Raw genomic sequence first — 18,749 nt, forward strand, 5'->3', positions numbered from 1 at the left:
AATTATCCGCAGCTCAGGTTAACTACCAAAGTTCAGCTGAGTGAAGCTTAGATAAAACTAAAGTCGCCAACAAACACTTGGTTGTCGTTGGAAACTTGGGTAAACCACTCTTTTAGGCTTTCAATGGCAGCGGTTGTTTTTGCCGCAACGGTATCGCGATGCGGCGTCACGGCGTAAACGCTATATTTTTGTAATGACCACTCTGAACATAGCCGTTTTAGCCTCCCTGATGAAAGGTGGTGCCTAATTTCTGGTTCAGGTAATACCCCATAACCAATACCATCTAGGGTGAGCTGAATACAAGCCTGCATATTATTCACCATAAAGCGCGCTGCCGGCAGCGCTATTTTCTGATGGGTTTGTTGGTGGCTCAAATGGTAAGGGTTTTGTTTACTACTCGAATGACCAATCAAGGCGTGAGGCGCTAAGCTGTCTGGGTGCGATATATTGAGTTGTGCCAGTGGATGATGGCAACTGACACAGGGAATTAGTTGCCAGTCAGCAAGGTGACGGGCAATAAGGTTTGAGTCCTGTAAAGGGCCTATACAGATAGCTAAGTCAACTCCCTCAGTAATGATGTCAATGGGTTCGTCTGTTAAGATCAAATCGACTTTTATTTGTGGAAACTGCTCACTCAAGTAGCGCAGTGGTTTACTGAGTAGCCCTCCTCCAAACCCGATGGGGGCAGAAATCTTCAATATACCAGAAGGCGTATGTTGTAATAACTCGAGTTCATGCTCCGCTTGCTCTGCGGTTTGCAGTATTTGTATCGCGGATTTGTAATAGATAGAGCCCGCTTCTGTGAGCGTGAGGTTACGAGTATTTCGATTAAATAAACTTAGGCCTATGTCTTGCTCTAATTTGCTGATCTGCTGGCTGACGGCCGAGGTGGTCATATGCAATAAGTCAGCGGCTTTACTCATACTGCCAGCTTCTACTGTTTTTGCGAACACTTTAAGTCCGCGAGTCAATTTCTGATTCATTGTTAAGACCTGCTTAAAATACCTTTAAGAAAAACCGCATTGCTCCAAAATACGCAATCATCATACCATTACAAATGAAAATAATTGTTATTTATCTTGTATTCTATCATGGAGGTTTCTCGATGTTGATGGCCTGTCGTAGTTTGGCGCCACTCTCTTTAGCTGTTGCAGCTGCCCTGCCTTTTTCCTCACTTGCACAAAGTGATGCAAAATCAGAAATAAAAGAAGAGGTGGAAGTGATCGTCGTATCCGCTTCTGGATTTGAGCAACTGCTAAAAAATGCGCCGGCATCTGTTAGCGTTATCAATCAAGAAGCGCTTCAGCAGCGCTTTTATCGAGACCTTACCGATGCCATGACAGATGTTCCCGGAGTTGTAGTAACTGGAGGCGGAGACAGGGAAGATATTAGCCTTCGCGGCATGGGCAGTCAGTACACGCTTATCTTAGTCGACGGGCAAAGACAAAGTTCGCGTGAGACTCGGCCAAATAGTGACGGTCCTGGTGTTGAAGGTGCATGGACGCCTCCTGTTGCTGCCATCGAACGTATCGAAGTTGTGCGCGGGCCTATGTCTTCGCTGTATGGCTCTGATGCAATTGGCGGCGTAATTAACATTATCACTAAAAAAACGCCTGACGAGTGGCATGGAGAAGTTAGAGTTGACGCAACCAGCCAAGAAAACAGTCGCTCAGGAGATATTTATCAGGCTAATTTCTTTGCTGCCGGCTCGCTAATCAAAGATACCTTAGGGGTACAAATTTACGGCCAAACTACGCACAGAGACGAAGACAAAATCGTGTCTGGCTTTAGAGGTCGCGATGCAGATACGCTGAAGGTAAAACTGGCCTATACGCCATCAGATGAACACGAATGGTTATTGGATTATGGTATTGCTTCACAAACGCTTGATGCCACGCTAGGTAAAACGGTGGCAACACTTGCGCCAGGTGAGCCGTGTGGCCGCAGAGGCTGTCCTGAGTCCACTACAGCCGAATACGATAGTGAGTCAATCTCTTTGACGCATAACGGTTATTGGTCATTTGGTAGCTCTCGTAGTTACGTAAAACATGAAGAGTTTGACAATAAATCCCGTGAGATGACGGTCAAAAATGTAGATTTCCAATCTCTTTGGACGTTACCGCTTGGCGAGTCTCATACTAGCTCAATCGGTGTTGCTTATCTCAATGAAGATTTGACTGACAAAACCAGTAACCGCATTAGTGATTTGCAGCAAGTCGACAACGATCAGTGGTCGGTATTTGCTGAGGATGAGTGGCGCATCGTTGAGCCATTTGCCCTAACTATGGGCCTACGCTACGACAAAGACGGTAACTTTGGCGGCCATGTTAGCCCGCGTTTATACGGTGTTTATACTGCATCAGACGTGGTGACCGTTAAAGGTGGGATCTCAACCGGCTTTAGGGCGCCGAACTTGCGTCAAAGCACTGCGGCGTGGGGCCAAGTGAGTCGTGGTGGTAATATTTATGGTAATCCAGACTTAAGCCCTGAAACCTCAATTAATTACGAGGTAGGCGTATACGTTGAGCTTGCTAAAGGGATCAGCACCTCAGCAACGGTATTCTATAACGAGTTTGACGATAAAATTTCACGGGTTTCATGCCCACTAACTCAATGTACGGACGGCCCTAACGAGTTTGGCTCGTTACCGACAACTTATGTCAATGTTGATGAAGCCGTAACTCAAGGGGGTGAAATTAGCTTCTCGGGTCAATTGACGGAAAAACTAAAGCTTAGCGCAAACTATACCTACACAGATTCGGAGCAAAAAACCGGAGTGTATGCTGGTAGCCCATTAAACCAGTTACCTAAACATCTGTTCCAAACTTCGCTTAATTATCAGTATTCTGATGAACTGAGCACGTGGTTACGCTTCCATTATCGTGGTGAAGAAAGCCAGCCTGTAACAGGGCCTTCGCAAAGTAGCTTAGTCGCACCTTCGTACAACCTAACTGATTTAGGTGCAAATTATCAGCTGAACGAAGCGATCAAGCTTGGATTTGGGATTTACAACCTTTTCGATGAAGAAATTACTGAAGCAGAATACGGCTACTTTGAAGATGGTCGTCGCTATTGGGCTTCATTGGCGTGGAGCTTTTAATGACACGAGTTCGCTCAGCGGCTAAGTCGTCGAATCGGCGATTTAAAAAGCTGTTTGATTGGCGCACTTGGCATTGGATGAGTTCAGCCGTGTGCTTGGTGGGAATGCTGCTATTTGCCGTGACTGGGATCACCTTAAATCACGCAAGCCAGATAGAAGCTGCACCTACCACATATGCCAAAGAAGCGGTGCTGCCAAGTGCTCTGTTGACCCAGCTTAACGCGGCAGCAGAGCAAACAGCGCTGCCACACAGCTTTCAATCTTGGTATCAGTCACACACAGGCGCTGCGTTACCTGCACTACAGCAAGTGCAGTGGAGCGAGTACGAATTGTATGTTGCGCTGCCAAGAGCTGGTGGCGATGGCTGGTTTAGCATCGCCCTTGATAGCGGTGAGTTTTATCAAGAGATCACGGATCGTGGTTGGGTATCATACCTTAACGATCTTCACAAAGGACGTAATACAGGATTTGCATGGCGTATGTTTATTGATGTGTTTTCAGTAGCTTGTGTAGTGTTTTCACTCACAGGGTTATGGCTTTTATACAAGCATTCTCGAGGAAGAAAGTCGACCTGGCCGCTCGTCGCAGCAGGCTTTGTATTACCTGTTTTAGTGCTGATGGTACCCGCGCACGCTAAAGCTGATGAAGTTGAAATCACGATCCCGCGTTTAAACGTTGCGGAATATCACCCTCCTTATGTAGCAGTATGGCTGGCAGACAGCAAACAACAGCGAGTTGCCGATATTGCCGTTTGGTATGACGTTAATATGGCGGATAAAGAAGGTGAAAAGTGGCTAAAAGACTTACGCCTTTGGTGGCGTAGAAGCGGCCGTAGCCTATCCATGCCTGTAGATGGCGTGACTGGTGCGACAAGGCGTCCAGGTACGGCAAAGATTGATTTAACCCCTTGGCGCGATGAGTTTAAAGCTTTACCTGCGGGCGAATACACGCTGTTTGTGGAGGCTGCTCGTGAGCTTGGAGGTCGTGAAGTATTGAAACTGCCAGTGACCTTACCTATCACAGCGCCTGTCACTGTGATTGCAGAAGGTAAATCTGAACTCGCTACAACAATTTTAACAATGGAGCCTTAATCGTGAAAATTTCAACGTTAGTTTCTGGTGTCTTAGTTGCCTTAGCTGCATATAGCCCGTTAAGTGAAGCACACCGAGTATGGATAAAGCCAAGTACCACCGTGGTGTCTGGTGATAGCGAATGGATCACGTTTGATGCTGCCATCGCTAATGGGATCTTTAACCCAGATCATTATGCTTATCCACTAGAACGTTTATCTGCACTGTCCCCTTCTGGTAGCAAGGTTGAGCTTAAGAACGCCGCAAAACTTAAGTATCGTAGTGTATTTGACATTGAGCTCAATCAGCAAGGCACTTACAAAGTGTTCAATCAAAGTCGCTCGCTGGTGGCGCGCTGGACTGATGAAAACGGTGAAAAGCATTACTGGCCAGGACGCGGAAAAATTGGCTCAGTAGAGGCCTTTAACAAAGAAGTGCCAAAAACGGCAAAAGATTTAAGTGTGACCGACGTTGCAAGACGATTAGAAGTATTTGTAACTTTGGGCGCACCAAATAACACTGCGCTTAAGCCAACCGGCAAAGGGCTAGAACTAAACCCGGTTACTCACCCTAATGATTTGTACACCGGTGAACCAATTACCTTGCAGTATGCGATGGATGGTGAACCTGCCAAGGGTGCAGAAGTGATAGTGGTACGTCAGGATGAAAAGTACCGTGACAACAGTCAACCAAACAAATATACAACGAATGCCAAAGGTGAAGTGACGCTAACGCTATCTGAGCCAGGCATGTATTGGTTTGAAGTGGAATATGAAGACGACAAAGCACAAGCACCCGCCACAAAACGTGCCGGCAGCTATGTCACGACCCTCGAGGTATTACCGCTTTAACCCATCGTCCCCATGTGGTTTGAGACGTGCAGTCGTCTCAGCCCATTTAATTTAGTGGTCATAACAGAGACGCCACTAAGTGCCCAAAGGGGGAGGCGTTCCTTCCTCCCCCTTTTCTTCCTTCTATGACTATTAATCACGCAGCGGTAGAACTTTTATGTTGGTAAGCTGACTGCAAAAATACTCATTGTGAGAGACCAGTATAAATCCACAAGGAAGCTGATTAAGCATGGCAGCAAGTTCTTCTTGTGCTTCAAGGTCGAGGTGATTATCAGGCTCGTCAAGCAGTAAAAAGCCTTGCATTTGCACGGCCAGCACGATGGCCGCTTTCATTCTCTCGCCACCACTGAGACTCGTGATAGGTCCTGAAATCTTATCTAGACTCAGACCAACGCTTGCAAAGCTGGTGATTAAATTATGATGTGGTGTGTCAAGTGAGCGCTCGGCAATATCTAAAACGCAAGGGCCCTGCTCAAGCCAAGCGCAATGCTGATCTAAGTAAACACATGTTATTGGGCGTTGGATTTCTCCGCGCTTTAACTCTAGCTTACCCGCAAGGGTTTTAAGCAAGGTCGATTTTCCGATGCCATTTTCTCCAATTACCCTGAGCTTTTGTGTTGTATCCGCAAAAAGGTTCAGTGTCTTTTCCGGTCCAAAGCACAGTTCGGCTTCACATAAGCGGATCTTTTCTTTTGCTCGAAAAGTTGAGTTAAAATGAAACTGCTGTTTGTCTTCTCGATAGTAAACTGCATTTTTCTTAACCCTATCTTGAGCTTGCTGAATTTTATGGGTTTGTCCGGCATGACGCTTACTCCCTCTGTCTGACTTAAAGTCAGTAACTAGTTTACTTTGGCTACCAGCGCGCACTTGTGCTTTTCCTTTACTCGCCTGCCTTTGATGTTGCAGATCCGCTGCAATCATGGCTTGTTTAAGCGCTTTTTGTGCTGCGCGATTTGCCAAATGTTGTTGTTTTTGTCGAGCTTGAGTTTGAAGTAGTGTCTCTCTAAAGGCGTCAAATCCAAGCGAGTGATGAGTTAGCTCCCCTTGTTTTATGTGCAGTATATGGTCGGCTGCGTCCAATAAAATAGGATCGTGTGTGACGGCAACCACACCATGCTTGTGATGCTTTAGTCGCTCAGCTAGCCAGTGCTTATTGACGCTGTCCATATGGTTACTCGGCTCATCCAGTAATAGGATTGCAGGCTGAGATTGTAGTATCTCAATATAAACTCGCATTCGCTCTCCTGGACTAAGCCTTGTAAAGGGGGTTTCCAAAGTGAGTTCTAGCGGTGCAAGTGTTGCTTGCCAAGTTGATTCTAACTGCCAATCATCTGAGATTAAGTCAAAGTCGTGCTCAGAGGCTACCCCCAGATGGGCTCGATGCAGCGCTACTAGCTTCTCTTCAAGTCCAAGTAGCTCAGAAACGGTGGTAAAGCGGTTAGTCGCATCTTGTGGGAGATAAAAGCATTTCCCATGACTTTGCCGCTCGCCCGAAGTTAGAGGCTGTTCACCGAATAGGGTTTTGAGTAAGTGTGATTTTCCTGCCCCATTTGGGCCGGTTATCGCAATAAATTGTCGCTCTATTGTTAAGTCGACATCGCAAAATAAACATTGACTATTTGCAAGCGTCAAGCTTGCTTGCTTTATCTGTATCCAAGGCATAATTACTGCTCCTAGTTGCAGCAGTGCAAAAGGCTAAAGGCACAAAGACTCGTAAAGCCATAAACAGTAAAATAGAAAATGAGAGTCTATAGATTGGTCTGAGAAGCCCCAAAGATAACCATAAGCCTTGCACTGGAAATTAATAATAAGTTCGTCAGTTACAAAGGGCTTAGTTATTCATTGTGATGGCAACTCCTAATGAGGAAATAAAACGAATAGAGGCAAATAATTAGCGATAGATCGTGCCTACGTTTATTTTGCAGGCACTAGATTAAATGTCAAGGCGCGGAATTGATTAAATTACAATTGAATGGGCATAAATGGTTTGATTAAGACGCCGACCACAAGGGCCAGCAACACACTGACAAGCGTGCCCAACATCACGTATTCGGTGAGCTTTCTGTCTTGGCTTTGGGTTAGATCACCAAAGCGAAATACCGATTTAGCGGCGAGAATAAAGCCGATAGCAGCCCAGCTATCCAGTAACACGCAGCTCAGTAGTAGTACGCGTTCAAGCTGACCAATTAAACTTCCTGCTTGCGGCAGGCTATCAAGAGCTGAATTATTGAGTTGCCAACGCTCAAGCAGCATGCTGGTGAATATCGATGCAGGATGCAATACCATTAAATACCCCACAACCAGTATTAGCAGCTGGACATTGGCAAAAGGCTTGGCAAAGGTACTGAGGGCAATCTCAGGCTCTGCAATTTGCCAAGTGACGGCCACTAATATAGTGATATGTGCACATTGGTCTAGCACAAAAGGAATAACGCCTTTGCTAGAATAGGATTTAGCTAAGTCGATACAATAGTGGCTAATACCTACCGCTAGCGCAAAGAGCAGCGCATTCCATTGTGCTCCCCAAAACAAAGTCGACTGCCAAAGTAGAATGATTGCAAGTGCAGCCCCGCCATGCGCGACACTATGCCACAACAACTTGATGGACTTATAGTGACGGGTATTTCTGTCATGCACCCAGCTCATGGGTTGGAGGTAAAAGTCAGTGATTGTGTGGCCTATTACTAACCACAATAACAATACTTGCCATTCGTTCATTCAGTCCACCTCGTGATATGTAAGTGTTGAGCATTCGACTATTGGTGCGAGCGTGCAATTGCTAAAAATTGATTTAATAAAGTGTAGTGTGCGCTATTGAGTAATTTAGTCACGTTCACCCGACTGGTGTTGAGTTGTTTTGCAATATCGGCATGGCTCAACTTAGGGTGTGAAATATGAATAAAAGCGGCCTCTGCTTGTTTTTGGGTTAAGTTCGAAAGTAATAAATCCACAAATGCCAGATTTAGTGCAAAGTGGACATTGCTGTCATTGTTATACTTGAGTCTTGCTTGTCCTATTGTGTCCAACCCTCGGCCCGCTAGTACCAGCGCAGCACCTGTTGCGGTTGATAAATCTGCTGCAGTGATATTAACTTCACCGATCGCGAGGCTGAGTCTGGCATCGCTATGTCGGCTAATTAAAAACAACCGTAGCTGTAATGCTACATTGAACAGTTTCGTCGCATCTGGCAAAACAAGCTGAAAACCGTCGCCGCGGTAAAAACTATAATAGCCCTGCTCCGCAGTCGCGATTTCAGCTAAGTAATCCTTTAACTCGCTTTGCAGCCTTGTAAGTTGTAGTTGTGACAGCGATTGTGAGCCGACAATGTCTGCTGTGATCACCGCACCTTGAGGTATTGATGTCATAAAGGTAACTTAATTTGGTTACATTTGGGTAAGTAACTAATATTGGTTACATTTATTCTGGTCTGAAGCTGGATAAAAAGCAAGCAGTCGGTAAGGCTTGTTCGCTTTGGCAGTATTTTACCAAAGCGAACGTAGGTATGGAGGCAGACAAAGCTTCCGTATATGTGAGAAATAGGCGTTTATCACATACGCTAAGGATTACATTGCTGAAATATTTAAGGTTTTGTTTTTATTGATTTTTGTTTTTAATCTCATCAATGATTTTAGCGTCCACCCAATAGATGTCGACGTTGTTATTTACTTTATCAACAGCACGGTTGAACAGTAGGTATTCGCCATCTGAGGTGACCGTTGCATAAGCATCCCACTTATCTGAATTAACGTTTTCTCCCATATTTATTGCAGGTCCCCATATTCCATCAGGTTGCTTAAAGCTGATATACAGATCGGAGTCACCAAAACCACCCTCACGTTCACTATCCCAAATTAAATAGCTTTCGTCTGGCGCTATGAAAGGGTGTGCTGATTTTTTCCCTGAGTTAATTTCACTGCTCAAGAGTACTGGCTCTTGGCGCATACCATCTTTTACTGTTGAAATTCTAACCGTATTCATTTGCTTAAAATTATCAAATACATAGGTTCCAGTTGCGGAAGCGGACAATCGCATTATCCCCCATTCAGGGCGGTCAAACATGACTCCCAAGCTGGTAAGTTCAGACCAATCATCACCTGCTCTGTCTTTGTATTTTTTTGCCATGTGCATGCGTTTACCATCTGGTGAAAAGCTTACCTCTCCGGCACGAGGAAACTCAGTGTATTTCACCCACTTATTATTGATTAGTCGAAAACCAATGACAGTTGGACGAAATCCAGTTTTATTTTCAGTGGTGTATACACCACGGTCTAAGGTGAAATAGAACTCTTTCATGTTTGGAGCAAATACGCCTTCTAGCTCCCATCCCGACTTAGAGATAATTCCAGGTGCGAAAGGTTCTGCTTTTAATCCAGGAGGTTTTTGTCCCATTAAAGGACCTTTCAGTATCGGGAATTCGTCTTGTGCCGAAGCCCGATGACTGAGAGAAGCAACAATCGTTAGTAAAAGAAACATCGGTGCTAATTTCATTGTTGACTACTCCCATAAATAGATTTTAACCAATTGATACTACGGATTACGGTTTCAGGGAAAGCGGTTTGATGTGTGCCATCGGGCATTGTCTTGTGCAGTGATAAGCTGTCACTTTGCGTGCTTTTTAGATAGTCGATAAATGCGTCGATTTGCGGTGCTAACTTATGTTCGTCTGTACCAACAGAGATAAACACTTTCCCTTTGAGTGGTTGTTTGGAGCTAGAGAGTGTTTTTAGCGCATCCAGTTGTCTAACAGATGGACTGCCTAACATATAGTTGTCAAAGGTATTTGGCTGGGTGAGCAGTATATAGGCGCCAAATAGTCCACCGAGAGAATAGCCAAAATAACTGCGACTATTGGACTTTACCGAGTAATTGCTTTCAACATACTTAATAACTTGATTGCGAATAAAGGCCGCGTGGGCATTGGCTTGGCCAAATTGGTACTTGTGCTGATGTTCACTGTTTTTTGACTTTGTAAAAGAATAATCAGCGTAACGGCTAACAAAAGGGCCTTCTTCTTGAAGCTGTGTGGTGTTGATATTTTTCCGCCAAGAGATACCAACGAGGATCACTTCATCGAACAAAAAGAAGGTTGCCGAAGACAATGCTTCGATATGCCATACCGCATCGGTAAAGTAGAGTACAGGATAGCTTTTATCTTTTGAGTATTCTTCGGGCAGCTTGATATAAAGCTCATATTGATGGCCGGTAGTGATATCTTTGAGTGGCACAACTTGCGTTCTGGGCATCGCATATTGCGGTACTTCACTGGCATGTAGCAAGCTACAGAATAGGAGTAATATCAGCATAAACAGCAAACGTTTCATCACACATTTCCTTCTTTCATGTTATTTTTAGACTAGTGAATAAGTATCTCGTACTGGCAACTTAGCAGCTGAGAACAAAAATGCATGACGTTTACATGATGTTATGCTGAATTGTGACTTTTAAATAAAAAACTATTTCTATCAAGTGGTTATGATGTTGAGTTTCGATTGCTTCAAGTTTATCCTTATACTGATAATTATAATAATTGGCGTGGTTAGCGCGTGCGCTAGGCACATTGGGGATTTATGGTAGAACAATATTGGGTTGGTGATTTTTTTGTAGATTTATCACGTAACCAGATTTCACACCAAGGTGAATGTCAAACGCTTGCACCAAAGGCCCTGGCAGTACTCACTTGCTTGGCTCAGAATCAAGGCAAAGTGATGAGCCTTGATACCTTGCTCGATACAGTATGGCCAGATACGGTGGTCTCTCCTAATACTTTGCAGCGTAGTATTGCGCAATTGAGAAAGGCGCTTGGGGATGATGGTAAGGTGCAAGGTTATATCCAAACGCATGCTAAAAAAGGGTATAGCTTAGAGTGTGAAGTACGTTGGGGGGGGCAAACTAGCGAGCTGACGAATGCCGAGCCGCAACTCGAGGTGATGCCAACCCCTGAACCTGAAATGCAACAAGATAAACACCTCAATCAAAGTCAGAATAAAAACAAACTCAGTCTTTATGTGTTTGTTTTACTTGCCTTCACTATTTTACTTGGGGCTATCGGTTATCAATATTTTTCCATCAAAAAACCTTCACCACTGTTCTTTGATACTTTGCGCTCATTGACCGCAACTGACGATAAAGAATTTGATGCAAGCTATTCCCCAGATGGTCAATACATCGTTTTTCACCGCTATTTAGATAGGTTTTGCGATAATAAGATATGGGCAAAAAAGGCGGATACCCAGCAAGAGATCCTGCTCACCGAGCGCTTTGGAGCATACGGCAGGCATAGCTTCTCAAAAGATGGTGAGCAGTTACTGTTTTTGGCCACCGATGCTTGCAGCGAGCCCGTTACACAAAAGCGCTGCTACGACCTTGTAACACTCGATTTTACTAAAGCATTGAAAAGCCCTCAGCAGCCAAAAGTTATTCTCCAGTGTAAAAACTCAGTGGTTGATAAGCCTATCTGGCTGAACGATGGCAATGTGGTATTGAAGCAAAAACAAGGCGAGCGCTGGAAGCTGATCAATTACTCCATTGATGACGACAGCGGTGTCGATCTTTATACCGTAGAAGAGGGGACGTTGATTGATTACGCTTATTCCCCTCAAGATGATTTAATCGCGGTCAGTAGTATTCATGCCGATGGCCTACATTATATTGATATGCTAAAACCTGACGGTGAGTTGATCTCTAGCCATCAGATCCAGCGACCGCCGGAAATTACTAAATTTCACGATATCTACCCAAGTTTTGACCCACTCAACCAGCAATTGATTTTTAGTACCGGACGTCAGCTATTTAGCCTGACCTATGAAGGACTTGTGAGTAAAATTCAATTATTGTTTTCAAATCGAATGTGGCAGCCTGAATTTCGTCCTGATGGCAAAAGTGTACTGATGATCAAAGGGCCTTACGACAGCGATATCGTCAAATTACCGCTGACACAGTTAGCACAAGGCGCTCAAACATACACCAGCTTTGCGCGAACCAATCTTGGTGAAGATTATGCTGTTTTTCAGCCAGATGGAGACTTAGTGGCATTTTGGTCGGAGCGCTCTGGTACTGAACAGGTGTGGTTAAGCGACGGCAATAACACACGACAACTGACTAACTTTCCCTTAGATACTTTTGTTCGCGGGATCCACTGGGCTGAGGATGGCCAAAGCATATTAGTCAGTGCCAGTGGTGTACTGACGCGAATTGCTTTAGATGGTAGCTTGACATCTTACCCGCACGCCTACCCTGTTTTACGCTTATATCAATGGAAAAGTGCAAAACAACGTGCGCTAACAGAGATTCGGGTAAAGGGAGAAATGAAGTTAGCTGCTTATGATTTTGCTCAACAATCGTTTGAAATACTGACGCAGCAACCTGTGCTGTGGGCACTTGAAAGTGAACGCGGTAAAGTTGTGTATAAGGATAGACTTGATCAGTTTTGGCAAATAGGCGCTGTTGAACCTCAGCGGATCAGTGCACTAAACAATCAAGGCGGCAGAGGAAAATCTTTTGTAATGCGCGGCAATGGGATATATGGAGTCAATGAAGACAATCAACTTTGGTCCTATGATTTAGACAAAACGTCGTTTACTATACTCGGCGAAGTGCCTACCAGTGTTGACTATCTCACCGACATTAACGACAACGATGTACTATTGATAAATCGAATATCGGCCAAGAAAGAAGTGGTAGAGCTTACGGTTGCGAATCAATAACTGGAGTATAAAATGAGCCAATTAGCTCAATATCAGCGTTTTAGGCAAGAACTGGGGCAATTGCTCGCACAATACAAAGGCTATGGGTTTGTACTCGGTTTTTTGCTAAATCTGAGTATTTGGCATATTGCATCTCAGTTTGTTGCTGATCCCTTTGTCTCTAACTTTTGGAATCAAGTGTTTGTTTCCTTGCTCTTTTCTGCGGTTTTTTGCCTGCGATCAGAACGTACGATAAGCTGATGTGGCGTTAACTCCTTATTCTGAGTTAGTTCATAAAGTTTGGGTCCACTAAAAAGCTAATTACTTGTTGTCATAGCTTTTAAGCGGACCATTCAATTAAGTGAGCTGTTATAAGACTAAAGCTCTGATTTTAGAATATCAATGGCACGTTCTACTTGATTATCAGTACCATTGATAATGCTCTCTCTAGTTCTTGGCACTAAATAATCTGGCGCAATACCTGCGTTGATTAAAGGGTCACCATTATGTCGGTTCGCGAGCATACCTGTGTATTGGAACTCAGCACCTAGATTGCCATCTTCTAAACCGCCAAAAAACGGAACCCAAAAAACGTTACCATTAATCCCTGATGTGTGTTCTCCCAATATGGGCAAGCCGCCACTGCGTGCAAATATTAACGCATGTTCCCCTTGGCTTTGGCTTCTCCTAGAGGAAAGTACAATGGCGGGTATCGAGAGTGGGTTGGCATCTCGATGAATTATTTGCAGAAATGACTGAGCCTTTTTATCTGCTTGATTTGGTGCTCCTTGCCATAATAGAGCCAAAGTATCATTGGTCGCATCTTGTTTGATAAACCAACTTAATACGCTTTGCCATCCGTCCCAGCTTTGTGGGTAATGGCGAAAGTCGATCACGACGGCTTGTGCATTTTTTAACGTTTCTTTTATCGCGTTCAGGTCATCTGGTGTAACGTTATAGATATTGAGTTTATATATATTGTCACCCAGATATTCAATGTTTGATGGTGAGTGAGGCACGTAGGGTGAGCTAACAAGAGGTTTTATTTCACTGGGTTCTATTGGCGTTATAGTTGCTTGATAAGTAGTGCCCGTTGACTTTTTAAGGGTAAAACTAAGCGGGATCTTTTCTGTAAAAAAGAACTGCTGTCTCGCAGTATGACTCAATCTTTGTAATTCACTTTTCAAAGAGTAAAGCGCTTTCCTTGAAAGGTACTCAATAATATCTTCACCATTGACGGTAAGTAGCTCATCTCCAACCTCAACGCCATTTGGATCATCTTGTTGAGCGCTTGTAACAATCGCTTTGCCTTCTACTATCTCGTAATAAAAAGTACCATAATATGTATTGTTATTCGTAAGCATATTAGTCGTTTTGATTATGATGTGGTTGTCATTCAATTTTGTGAACTCGGTATTAATTAGTTGCAGCCTTTTATTTGGCTCTTCAATTAAGCATGCGGCTAGTAGTGGATTCAAACTTGCTGGCCAGTCGACATCAATCTGTTCAAAGTAAGGCCAGAAATGTTGAATGTTGGCCCACATTCCTGACACGGTAGCCATACATGTTTCAATATGCGCGAAGTTAGGTTCAACTTGCCATCGTCCTAATTCTGTATATGCGCCACCTGTGAGCTCTGTTTTAACTGGTAGGTAGAGTGGTAAGTAGAGGGAACTCTGATAAAAGTTGAGGGTTACAAACAGTTCGTTGGGCGCGAATTCTCTCTCTTGAAGCTCGTTAAACGTGCCTGCGGTAAGCAAACTCGTATAAGCACTTACGTTTGCCGGCGCATTTTGTATCCAAGTATATGTTTGCGTATCAGGGAGCAATTTTGGGATATGGTTTTGTTTTGTAACCAAGTAAGGCGCAATTTGCCTTATGAGTTCAATCCCCTTTTCTCTACGCTCTTTACTAGGTGTTTGGTTTAATTCGACAATGCTTTCCGCGATGAAAAGTGACCAATCTGATTCTCTTACCTCGGCCGATGGATAAAAATACTGAACGGCATGCGCTAATTTAACAAACTCAGAGACATCATCGATAAAGCTTTGGTCGAAGCTCATATCAGGAAGGGGTTTAGGTGATGATGGTAAAGGCGTATTTGTTGGAGGCTTGTTAGAGGTTATATCTGTTGGAGTTGTATCATTTGTGTCACTGCCACATGCTGTTAGTACAAAACATAAAATTATGCTAGTAAGTTGCTTTATCATTTTTATATCCTTATGCAATGTTTCAGGTACAAGTTAGCTGTTATTTGAACAGCTGTAAACTTTAAGGAGCAAATGGGTAAGTTTGAATTGGCAAACGTGTAACTAGATTGCCTAATTTTACTTTTATTAATTCAATGCATTTGCAGTGTTTAAATTCATTAAATAAAGCCAGTTGAAATTTGATAGCAGGAGCATGTTTATTGTGCGAGTAATCAATTAGGGGCAGAATCACTTTGACTAATTAAAGTGAGACGTATACCTTAAGGCTGTTGCTGAGATGGAGACGGGATTTAATGAAAGCAATTGAGGGTAAGGAAAATGCGGTCGATTTCATTGAAAACTATAAGTTTGACGATGCTGTACTGGAATGGTTTGACTGGTATATAGAAACGCACTTGGAATATAAATTATCTGATGATGAGATCCAAGTGGTCGTTGAGGGTCTGAAAGACTATCTAATATTTGTGGTTATTTCGCCACAAGCAGTTGCTGCAGCAAGCAAGTTAGTGGATGAGTTATTCCATGCATTTATTTTGCATACAGAACTATACCAAGCATTTTGCAAAGGTGTTGGGCAGTTTATACACCATTATCCAATTAGAAAAAAAGTGGTTCTCGGGAATGAAACTCCACTAGAAAATATTGAATATAATGATCATTACCAATCCATAATAAGAACATACTGTCTAGCTTGTCAGGCATCAGATCTCGATCCGCTAACCACTAATCAAGTTCCCTACCTATTTAAAGTCGATTCAATATTGCCTGAAAAACACGCCGCCTTATTCGACATCAAGTTTTTTCAATCTGTACTGCCTAAGTTAGGTGTACATAACTTTATAATTCAAGAGTAAAGGAGATAGTCATGTCATATTTAAAAAATCGTGCTAAGCGTAATGAAGCTGCCCATTCACAAGTTGAGATTGAGCTGACGAAACCCAAAAAGTTTGTAGATGTATGCCTAGCAGGTGTTTGGCCTCGCAAGTAAGTAGCCCAGAAGCAAAGCCGGTTTATGCTGGCTTTTTGGAAAGAGTATGCTGGATAAAATTGAAGCCTTAGAGCGAGCGTTACATTCGCCAGAGCTACGAAAAAATATTAATCTGATCTCGGACTACATCCATGATGAATTTTCAGAAAGTGGACTATTTTGTGATGGTATGACAAAAGATGACATTATTGAAGGCTTGAAAAGTGAAGATCTCAGCGAGCATAAAATAATTAGCGAGGATTATAAGTTAGTTGAGCTGAGTCCCAATAAGGTTGTGATTGAGTACGTCTCCGCACTGGAAAATACCTTGGGTGAGAGGTCATATGACGCACTAAGGCAGTCTATTTGGTATTTATGTAGCGATGAAAAATGGCGGTTGATAGGTCACTCTGCAAATTTGTTATAGCGCCAAGCCTGCAATCTATTGATAAAAGAGTGGACAAAGAAGTGCGAGGTAGAAGCACGCATCCTGCGTGCCTATAAGCAATATTGTGAGATGATCTTATACACTTGGTTGATATTGTCGCCTGCTTTAAATTCTTTACTAATCGGCGTTGGATCTGAGCCAATCCAGATTTTTAATTCTGCATCAAGGTCGAAGTGACCCGCAGATTCTTTGCTGTACTTTGTGATTTTGCTATACGGGATACTGAGCATTTCTACTTTGCTGCCCGTCATGCCTTGCTTGTCGATTAAAATTAGGCGTTTGTTGGTAAAAATAAACAAGTCGCGGATCACCTTGTAAGCTTGTGCAACTTCTTCCCCAGGAATTAGCGTATCTGCTAATAACTTATCTACTTCGCTACTGTCTACTTCGCTTGCATTACCGAGTAGACCACTTAATAGTCCCATTGTTATTCTCCGTTTTATTTCAATTCGTCTTAGGCTGATCGCAAGATAGTGCTTAGGTCGAAATGAATTAATGATGAAAGTGCAAAACCAGCATAGAAAAGCGCGCTGATTTTGCCAAATAAATAACCCGAGTTTGGATAATTAATGCCTTTCTAGCAGCCAGTTTTAGTGCTAACTGTGTTGAATTCACTTCCAATAGCCTGCTATTAGTGCGTAAATTCGCCTTGCCTACAGGATGTAGGTACCAGGGCGATAGCAGGACGCGAGAGCGGAGTTATCCCTAAAACTCTCTGGCTAGATAAGAAAGTTATTTAAGGTGAGTTTAAAACAATGAATTAGCCCATTCCTTATCCAAACCTCAGGTTAAATAAACTGAGGTTTGGATAAGGAGTTAGCTTATATCTCTTATCAAACAAATTTTGCCATCGCGAAATGCAAACTCTGAGCGGCCTTGTAAGGAGATGCTTTGTCCTGCTTTCATGCCATTGGCCAAGTCTTGGGCTAATTTAGCTTTGTAGGTCACATGAACAATAAACAGATCATTGTCTTGCGTGGCGGCGGTTAAAGATTGATTGCGTTCGGAAAATAACTTAGCGGACTGATTTGCTAATTCTGCAAATTCCATTTTACTGGTTGTACGCGTTGTAATTTCACCATTGGCGAGATTCTCAAACACGACATCATCCGTGAGCTGAGCTAGCATTCCCGGAATATCAAAATGATTGTAGGCAGAGATATAGTTTTTCACTAAGGTTTCCATTTTTTCCTCCTTGGTGTAATGGATGCTAATAAAAACTTAGATCGGTTTGTTCAATTTCGCACACTCTTTTTACCACTTTTTGCTGTGCCATCATTCGCATAAATCGGCCCAAATGTGCATAGTTTTTTGGCGCAGTATTAAACCCACTTGCCCAATGGGCTAGCATAAACAAATAATAGTCACAAAGCGTGAGCTGTTCACCAACTAAGTAGGTGTGTGTTGCTAACTGTTTGTCGATAAGTGCAAACATGTCACCGACTCGTTGTTCAGCGGCTTGAGACATGGTCTTGCTGTTCTCTGGTGACAGCTGATATTTTTCAGGATAGAAATACAGCATGAGTTCTGGCTGAACCGTCGTGGTTAAATAAAAAAGCCACTGATAAAACGTGGCTCTCTGTGGGGTTGCTGGCGCTGGGATAAGCTGTCCTTCAGGGTGCTTTTCGCATAAATGCAAACAAATTGCTGCACTCTCGAAGATGATTTGGTCACCGGCGACCAATGTCGGGATCCGTCCTGTTGGATTGAGTTCTAAATAGGTCGCAGACTTTTGTTGTTGTGTTTTTCTATCGACTAAGAGCAGTTCTTTTTCTAGTTTTAGGTGCTCAAGTACGAGATGCGGTGCCCAACTGGCATTACGAGGGTAGTAAAATAACTGATACATCTTTTGCTATTCCTTGATGATACTTTTTGTTAGCGTGCAATTGGTATTAGATGGTTGCAACTTTTACGGAGGCTGTAAACCGTTATTTTGCTTTTAGCTGGGAGAATCAAAAATGTATATTGGCAAGCTGTCAAAGCAAACTGGGCTGTCAGTCAAGACCATTCGCTTTTATGAAGAGAAAGGGCTTATCCCTACCCCGGAGCGTGTTGGTAAGTATCGCGTCTATTCTCAAGTAGATGTCGATCTGCTGTTATTAATAAAAGAAGCAAAGTTGCTCGGTGTGTCGATTAAACAGTTACAGCAAGTGATTGAAATTAAAGGGCGGCAAGTCAACTGGGTCGAAATCAACACATTTTTAGTCGAACTCAAAGCATCCTGCATAGAGCAAGTTGCGCAGCTTCAGCAAAAAATACAGCGTATTGAACATTGCATCGCATCGCTTGATGAATGTCCACAAATAAAACTATCCTAACCTGAGGTTTGGATAAGGAATGTTCCAACTCATTGTTGCTAAAGCACAACTTAGTTTTTTCCTTGTCTAGCCAGCAAGATTTAGGGAAAACACCGCTTCCGCG

Annotated in this window: 19 protein-coding genes; 9 read left to right on the forward strand and 10 right to left on the reverse strand. The window is 43.3% G+C overall.

Going from position 1 to position 18,749, the window contains the following annotated elements; genetic code table 11:
• Window positions 1-47 precede the first annotated feature (47 nt).
• Complete coding sequence (locus tag BB427_RS21185; protein WP_069023090.1) at window positions 48-983, reverse strand: LysR family transcriptional regulator; 936 nt, start codon at window positions 981-983, stop codon at window positions 48-50.
• 122 nt (window positions 984-1,105) lie between these two features.
• Between BB427_RS21185 and BB427_RS21190 the strand changes: the two genes are divergently transcribed.
• From BB427_RS21190 to BB427_RS21200, 3 genes are read left to right on the forward strand one after another with little or no spacing between them, the layout of a single operon-like run.
• Window positions 1,106-3,100, forward strand: coding sequence for a ligand-gated channel protein (locus BB427_RS21190; protein ID WP_069023091.1), 1,995 nt, complete (start codon window positions 1,106-1,108; stop codon window positions 3,098-3,100).
• On the forward strand, window positions 3,100-4,191 hold the full coding sequence (locus BB427_RS21195) for a PepSY-associated TM helix domain-containing protein (RefSeq protein WP_069023093.1): 1,092 nt from the start codon (window positions 3,100-3,102) through the stop codon (window positions 4,189-4,191). The genes BB427_RS21190 and BB427_RS21195 overlap by 1 nt, the downstream gene beginning before the upstream one ends.
• 2 nt (window positions 4,192-4,193) lie before the next feature.
• Window positions 4,194-5,021 carry a DUF4198 domain-containing protein gene (locus BB427_RS21200; RefSeq protein WP_069023095.1) on the forward strand — a complete coding sequence of 276 codons (828 nt, stop codon included), beginning with the start codon at window positions 4,194-4,196 and terminating at the stop codon, window positions 5,019-5,021.
• 132 nt (window positions 5,022-5,153) lie between these two features.
• Here BB427_RS21200 and BB427_RS21205 read toward each other — a convergent pair whose 3' ends face one another.
• The 5 genes from BB427_RS21205 to BB427_RS21225 all read right to left on the reverse strand — a co-directional run bounded on the left by BB427_RS21205 (window position 5,154) and on the right by BB427_RS21225 (window position 10,342).
• The gene (locus BB427_RS21205; RefSeq protein WP_069023096.1) at window positions 5,154-6,683 is read right to left on the reverse strand and encodes an ATP-binding cassette domain-containing protein; all 1,530 of its coding nucleotides are present in this window, start codon (window positions 6,681-6,683) and stop codon (window positions 5,154-5,156) included.
• Window positions 6,684-6,983: 300 nt separating this feature from the next.
• A complete protein-coding gene (locus BB427_RS21210; protein ID WP_069023098.1) occupies window positions 6,984-7,739 on the reverse strand; it encodes a DUF3307 domain-containing protein in 756 nt (251 codons plus the stop codon).
• A gap of 38 nt (window positions 7,740-7,777) precedes the next feature.
• Entirely contained in the window at window positions 7,778-8,386 is a 609-nt protein-coding gene (locus BB427_RS21215) for a hypothetical protein (RefSeq protein WP_069023100.1), read from the reverse strand.
• 229 nt (window positions 8,387-8,615) lie between these two features.
• The gene (locus BB427_RS21220) at window positions 8,616-9,509 is read right to left on the reverse strand and encodes a hypothetical protein (protein WP_069023102.1); all 894 of its coding nucleotides are present in this window, start codon (window positions 9,507-9,509) and stop codon (window positions 8,616-8,618) included.
• Entirely contained in the window at window positions 9,506-10,342 is an 837-nt protein-coding gene (locus BB427_RS21225) for an alpha/beta hydrolase (protein WP_069023104.1), read from the reverse strand. The genes BB427_RS21220 and BB427_RS21225 overlap by 4 nt, the downstream gene beginning before the upstream one ends.
• A gap of 246 nt (window positions 10,343-10,588) precedes the next feature.
• Between BB427_RS21225 and BB427_RS21230 the strand changes: the two genes are divergently transcribed.
• Window positions 10,589-12,724 (forward strand): winged helix-turn-helix domain-containing protein, encoded by a 2,136-nt coding sequence (locus BB427_RS21230; protein WP_069023105.1) that lies wholly within the window; start codon window positions 10,589-10,591, stop codon window positions 12,722-12,724.
• A gap of 12 nt (window positions 12,725-12,736) precedes the next feature.
• Window positions 12,737-12,964 carry a hypothetical protein gene (locus BB427_RS21235; RefSeq protein ID WP_045988610.1) on the forward strand — a complete coding sequence of 76 codons (228 nt, stop codon included), beginning with the start codon at window positions 12,737-12,739 and terminating at the stop codon, window positions 12,962-12,964.
• A gap of 116 nt (window positions 12,965-13,080) precedes the next feature.
• Here BB427_RS21235 and BB427_RS21240 read toward each other — a convergent pair whose 3' ends face one another.
• Entirely contained in the window at window positions 13,081-14,913 is a 1,833-nt protein-coding gene (locus BB427_RS21240) for a S41 family peptidase (protein ID WP_069023107.1), read from the reverse strand.
• A 293-nt stretch (window positions 14,914-15,206) separates the two neighbouring features.
• Between BB427_RS21240 and BB427_RS21245 the strand changes: the two genes are divergently transcribed.
• From BB427_RS21245 to BB427_RS21250, 3 genes are read left to right on the forward strand one after another with little or no spacing between them, the layout of a single operon-like run.
• Window positions 15,207-15,767 (forward strand): hypothetical protein, encoded by a 561-nt coding sequence (locus BB427_RS21245; RefSeq protein ID WP_069023109.1) that lies wholly within the window; start codon window positions 15,207-15,209, stop codon window positions 15,765-15,767.
• An 11-nt stretch (window positions 15,768-15,778) separates the two neighbouring features.
• Window positions 15,779-15,901, forward strand: a complete 123-nt coding sequence (locus BB427_RS24815) for a hypothetical protein (protein ID WP_017216907.1) — start codon at window positions 15,779-15,781, stop codon at window positions 15,899-15,901.
• A gap of 46 nt (window positions 15,902-15,947) precedes the next feature.
• Window positions 15,948-16,307, forward strand: coding sequence for a nuclear transport factor 2 family protein (locus tag BB427_RS21250; RefSeq protein ID WP_039495390.1), 360 nt, complete (start codon window positions 15,948-15,950; stop codon window positions 16,305-16,307).
• Between the two features lie 71 nt (window positions 16,308-16,378).
• Here BB427_RS21250 and BB427_RS21255 read toward each other — a convergent pair whose 3' ends face one another.
• The 3 genes from BB427_RS21255 to BB427_RS21265 all read right to left on the reverse strand — a co-directional run bounded on the left by BB427_RS21255 (window position 16,379) and on the right by BB427_RS21265 (window position 18,174).
• Window positions 16,379-16,753 (reverse strand): PH domain-containing protein, encoded by a 375-nt coding sequence (locus BB427_RS21255; protein WP_017216909.1) that lies wholly within the window; start codon window positions 16,751-16,753, stop codon window positions 16,379-16,381.
• Between the two features lie 391 nt (window positions 16,754-17,144).
• The gene (locus tag BB427_RS21260; protein WP_010605566.1) at window positions 17,145-17,513 is read right to left on the reverse strand and encodes a nuclear transport factor 2 family protein; all 369 of its coding nucleotides are present in this window, start codon (window positions 17,511-17,513) and stop codon (window positions 17,145-17,147) included.
• Window positions 17,514-17,538: 25 nt separating this feature from the next.
• Window positions 17,539-18,174 carry a glutathione S-transferase family protein gene (locus BB427_RS21265; protein WP_069023111.1) on the reverse strand — a complete coding sequence of 212 codons (636 nt, stop codon included), beginning with the start codon at window positions 18,172-18,174 and terminating at the stop codon, window positions 17,539-17,541.
• A gap of 112 nt (window positions 18,175-18,286) precedes the next feature.
• Between BB427_RS21265 and BB427_RS21270 the strand changes: the two genes are divergently transcribed.
• Window positions 18,287-18,646 carry a MerR family transcriptional regulator gene (locus tag BB427_RS21270; protein WP_010605568.1) on the forward strand — a complete coding sequence of 120 codons (360 nt, stop codon included), beginning with the start codon at window positions 18,287-18,289 and terminating at the stop codon, window positions 18,644-18,646.
• Window positions 18,647-18,749: the final 103 nt, after the last annotated feature.

It is taken from the genome of Pseudoalteromonas sp. BMB, from assembly GCF_001709235.1.
Lineage (GTDB): Bacteria > Pseudomonadota > Gammaproteobacteria > Enterobacterales > Alteromonadaceae > Pseudoalteromonas > Pseudoalteromonas maricaloris.

Bases quoted from the DNA above. Each gene is read 5' to 3' on its own strand.
- BB427_RS21220 (WP_069023102.1), bottom strand. From the start codon at position 9,509: ATGAAATTAGCACCGATGTTTCTTTTACTAACGATTGTTGCTTCTCTC.
- BB427_RS21235 (WP_045988610.1), top strand. From the start codon at position 12,737: ATGAGCCAATTAGCTCAATATCAGCGTTTTAGGCAAGAACTGGGGCAA.
- BB427_RS21250 (WP_039495390.1), top strand. From the start codon at position 15,948: ATGCTGGATAAAATTGAAGCCTTAGAGCGAGCGTTACATTCGCCAGAG.
- BB427_RS21265 (WP_069023111.1), bottom strand. From the start codon at position 18,174: ATGTATCAGTTATTTTACTACCCTCGTAATGCCAGTTGGGCACCGCAT.
- BB427_RS21185 (WP_069023090.1), bottom strand. From the start codon at position 983: ATGAATCAGAAATTGACTCGCGGACTTAAAGTGTTCGCAAAAACAGTA.
- BB427_RS21240 (WP_069023107.1), bottom strand. From the start codon at position 14,913: ATGATAAAGCAACTTACTAGCATAATTTTATGTTTTGTACTAACAGCA.
- BB427_RS21205 (WP_069023096.1), bottom strand. From the start codon at position 6,683: ATGCCTTGGATACAGATAAAGCAAGCAAGCTTGACGCTTGCAAATAGT.
- BB427_RS21255 (WP_017216909.1), bottom strand. From the start codon at position 16,753: ATGGGACTATTAAGTGGTCTACTCGGTAATGCAAGCGAAGTAGACAGT.
- BB427_RS21210 (WP_069023098.1), bottom strand. From the start codon at position 7,739: ATGAACGAATGGCAAGTATTGTTATTGTGGTTAGTAATAGGCCACACA.
- BB427_RS21195 (WP_069023093.1), top strand. From the start codon at position 3,100: ATGACACGAGTTCGCTCAGCGGCTAAGTCGTCGAATCGGCGATTTAAA.
- BB427_RS21260 (WP_010605566.1), bottom strand. From the start codon at position 17,513: ATGGAAACCTTAGTGAAAAACTATATCTCTGCCTACAATCATTTTGAT.
- BB427_RS21190 (WP_069023091.1), top strand. From the start codon at position 1,106: ATGTTGATGGCCTGTCGTAGTTTGGCGCCACTCTCTTTAGCTGTTGCA.
- BB427_RS21245 (WP_069023109.1), top strand. From the start codon at position 15,207: ATGAAAGCAATTGAGGGTAAGGAAAATGCGGTCGATTTCATTGAAAAC.
- BB427_RS21230 (WP_069023105.1), top strand. From the start codon at position 10,589: ATGGTAGAACAATATTGGGTTGGTGATTTTTTTGTAGATTTATCACGT.
- BB427_RS21215 (WP_069023100.1), bottom strand. From the start codon at position 8,386: ATGACATCAATACCTCAAGGTGCGGTGATCACAGCAGACATTGTCGGC.
- BB427_RS24815 (WP_017216907.1), top strand. From the start codon at position 15,779: ATGTCATATTTAAAAAATCGTGCTAAGCGTAATGAAGCTGCCCATTCA.
- BB427_RS21225 (WP_069023104.1), bottom strand. From the start codon at position 10,342: ATGAAACGTTTGCTGTTTATGCTGATATTACTCCTATTCTGTAGCTTG.
- BB427_RS21270 (WP_010605568.1), top strand. From the start codon at position 18,287: ATGTATATTGGCAAGCTGTCAAAGCAAACTGGGCTGTCAGTCAAGACC.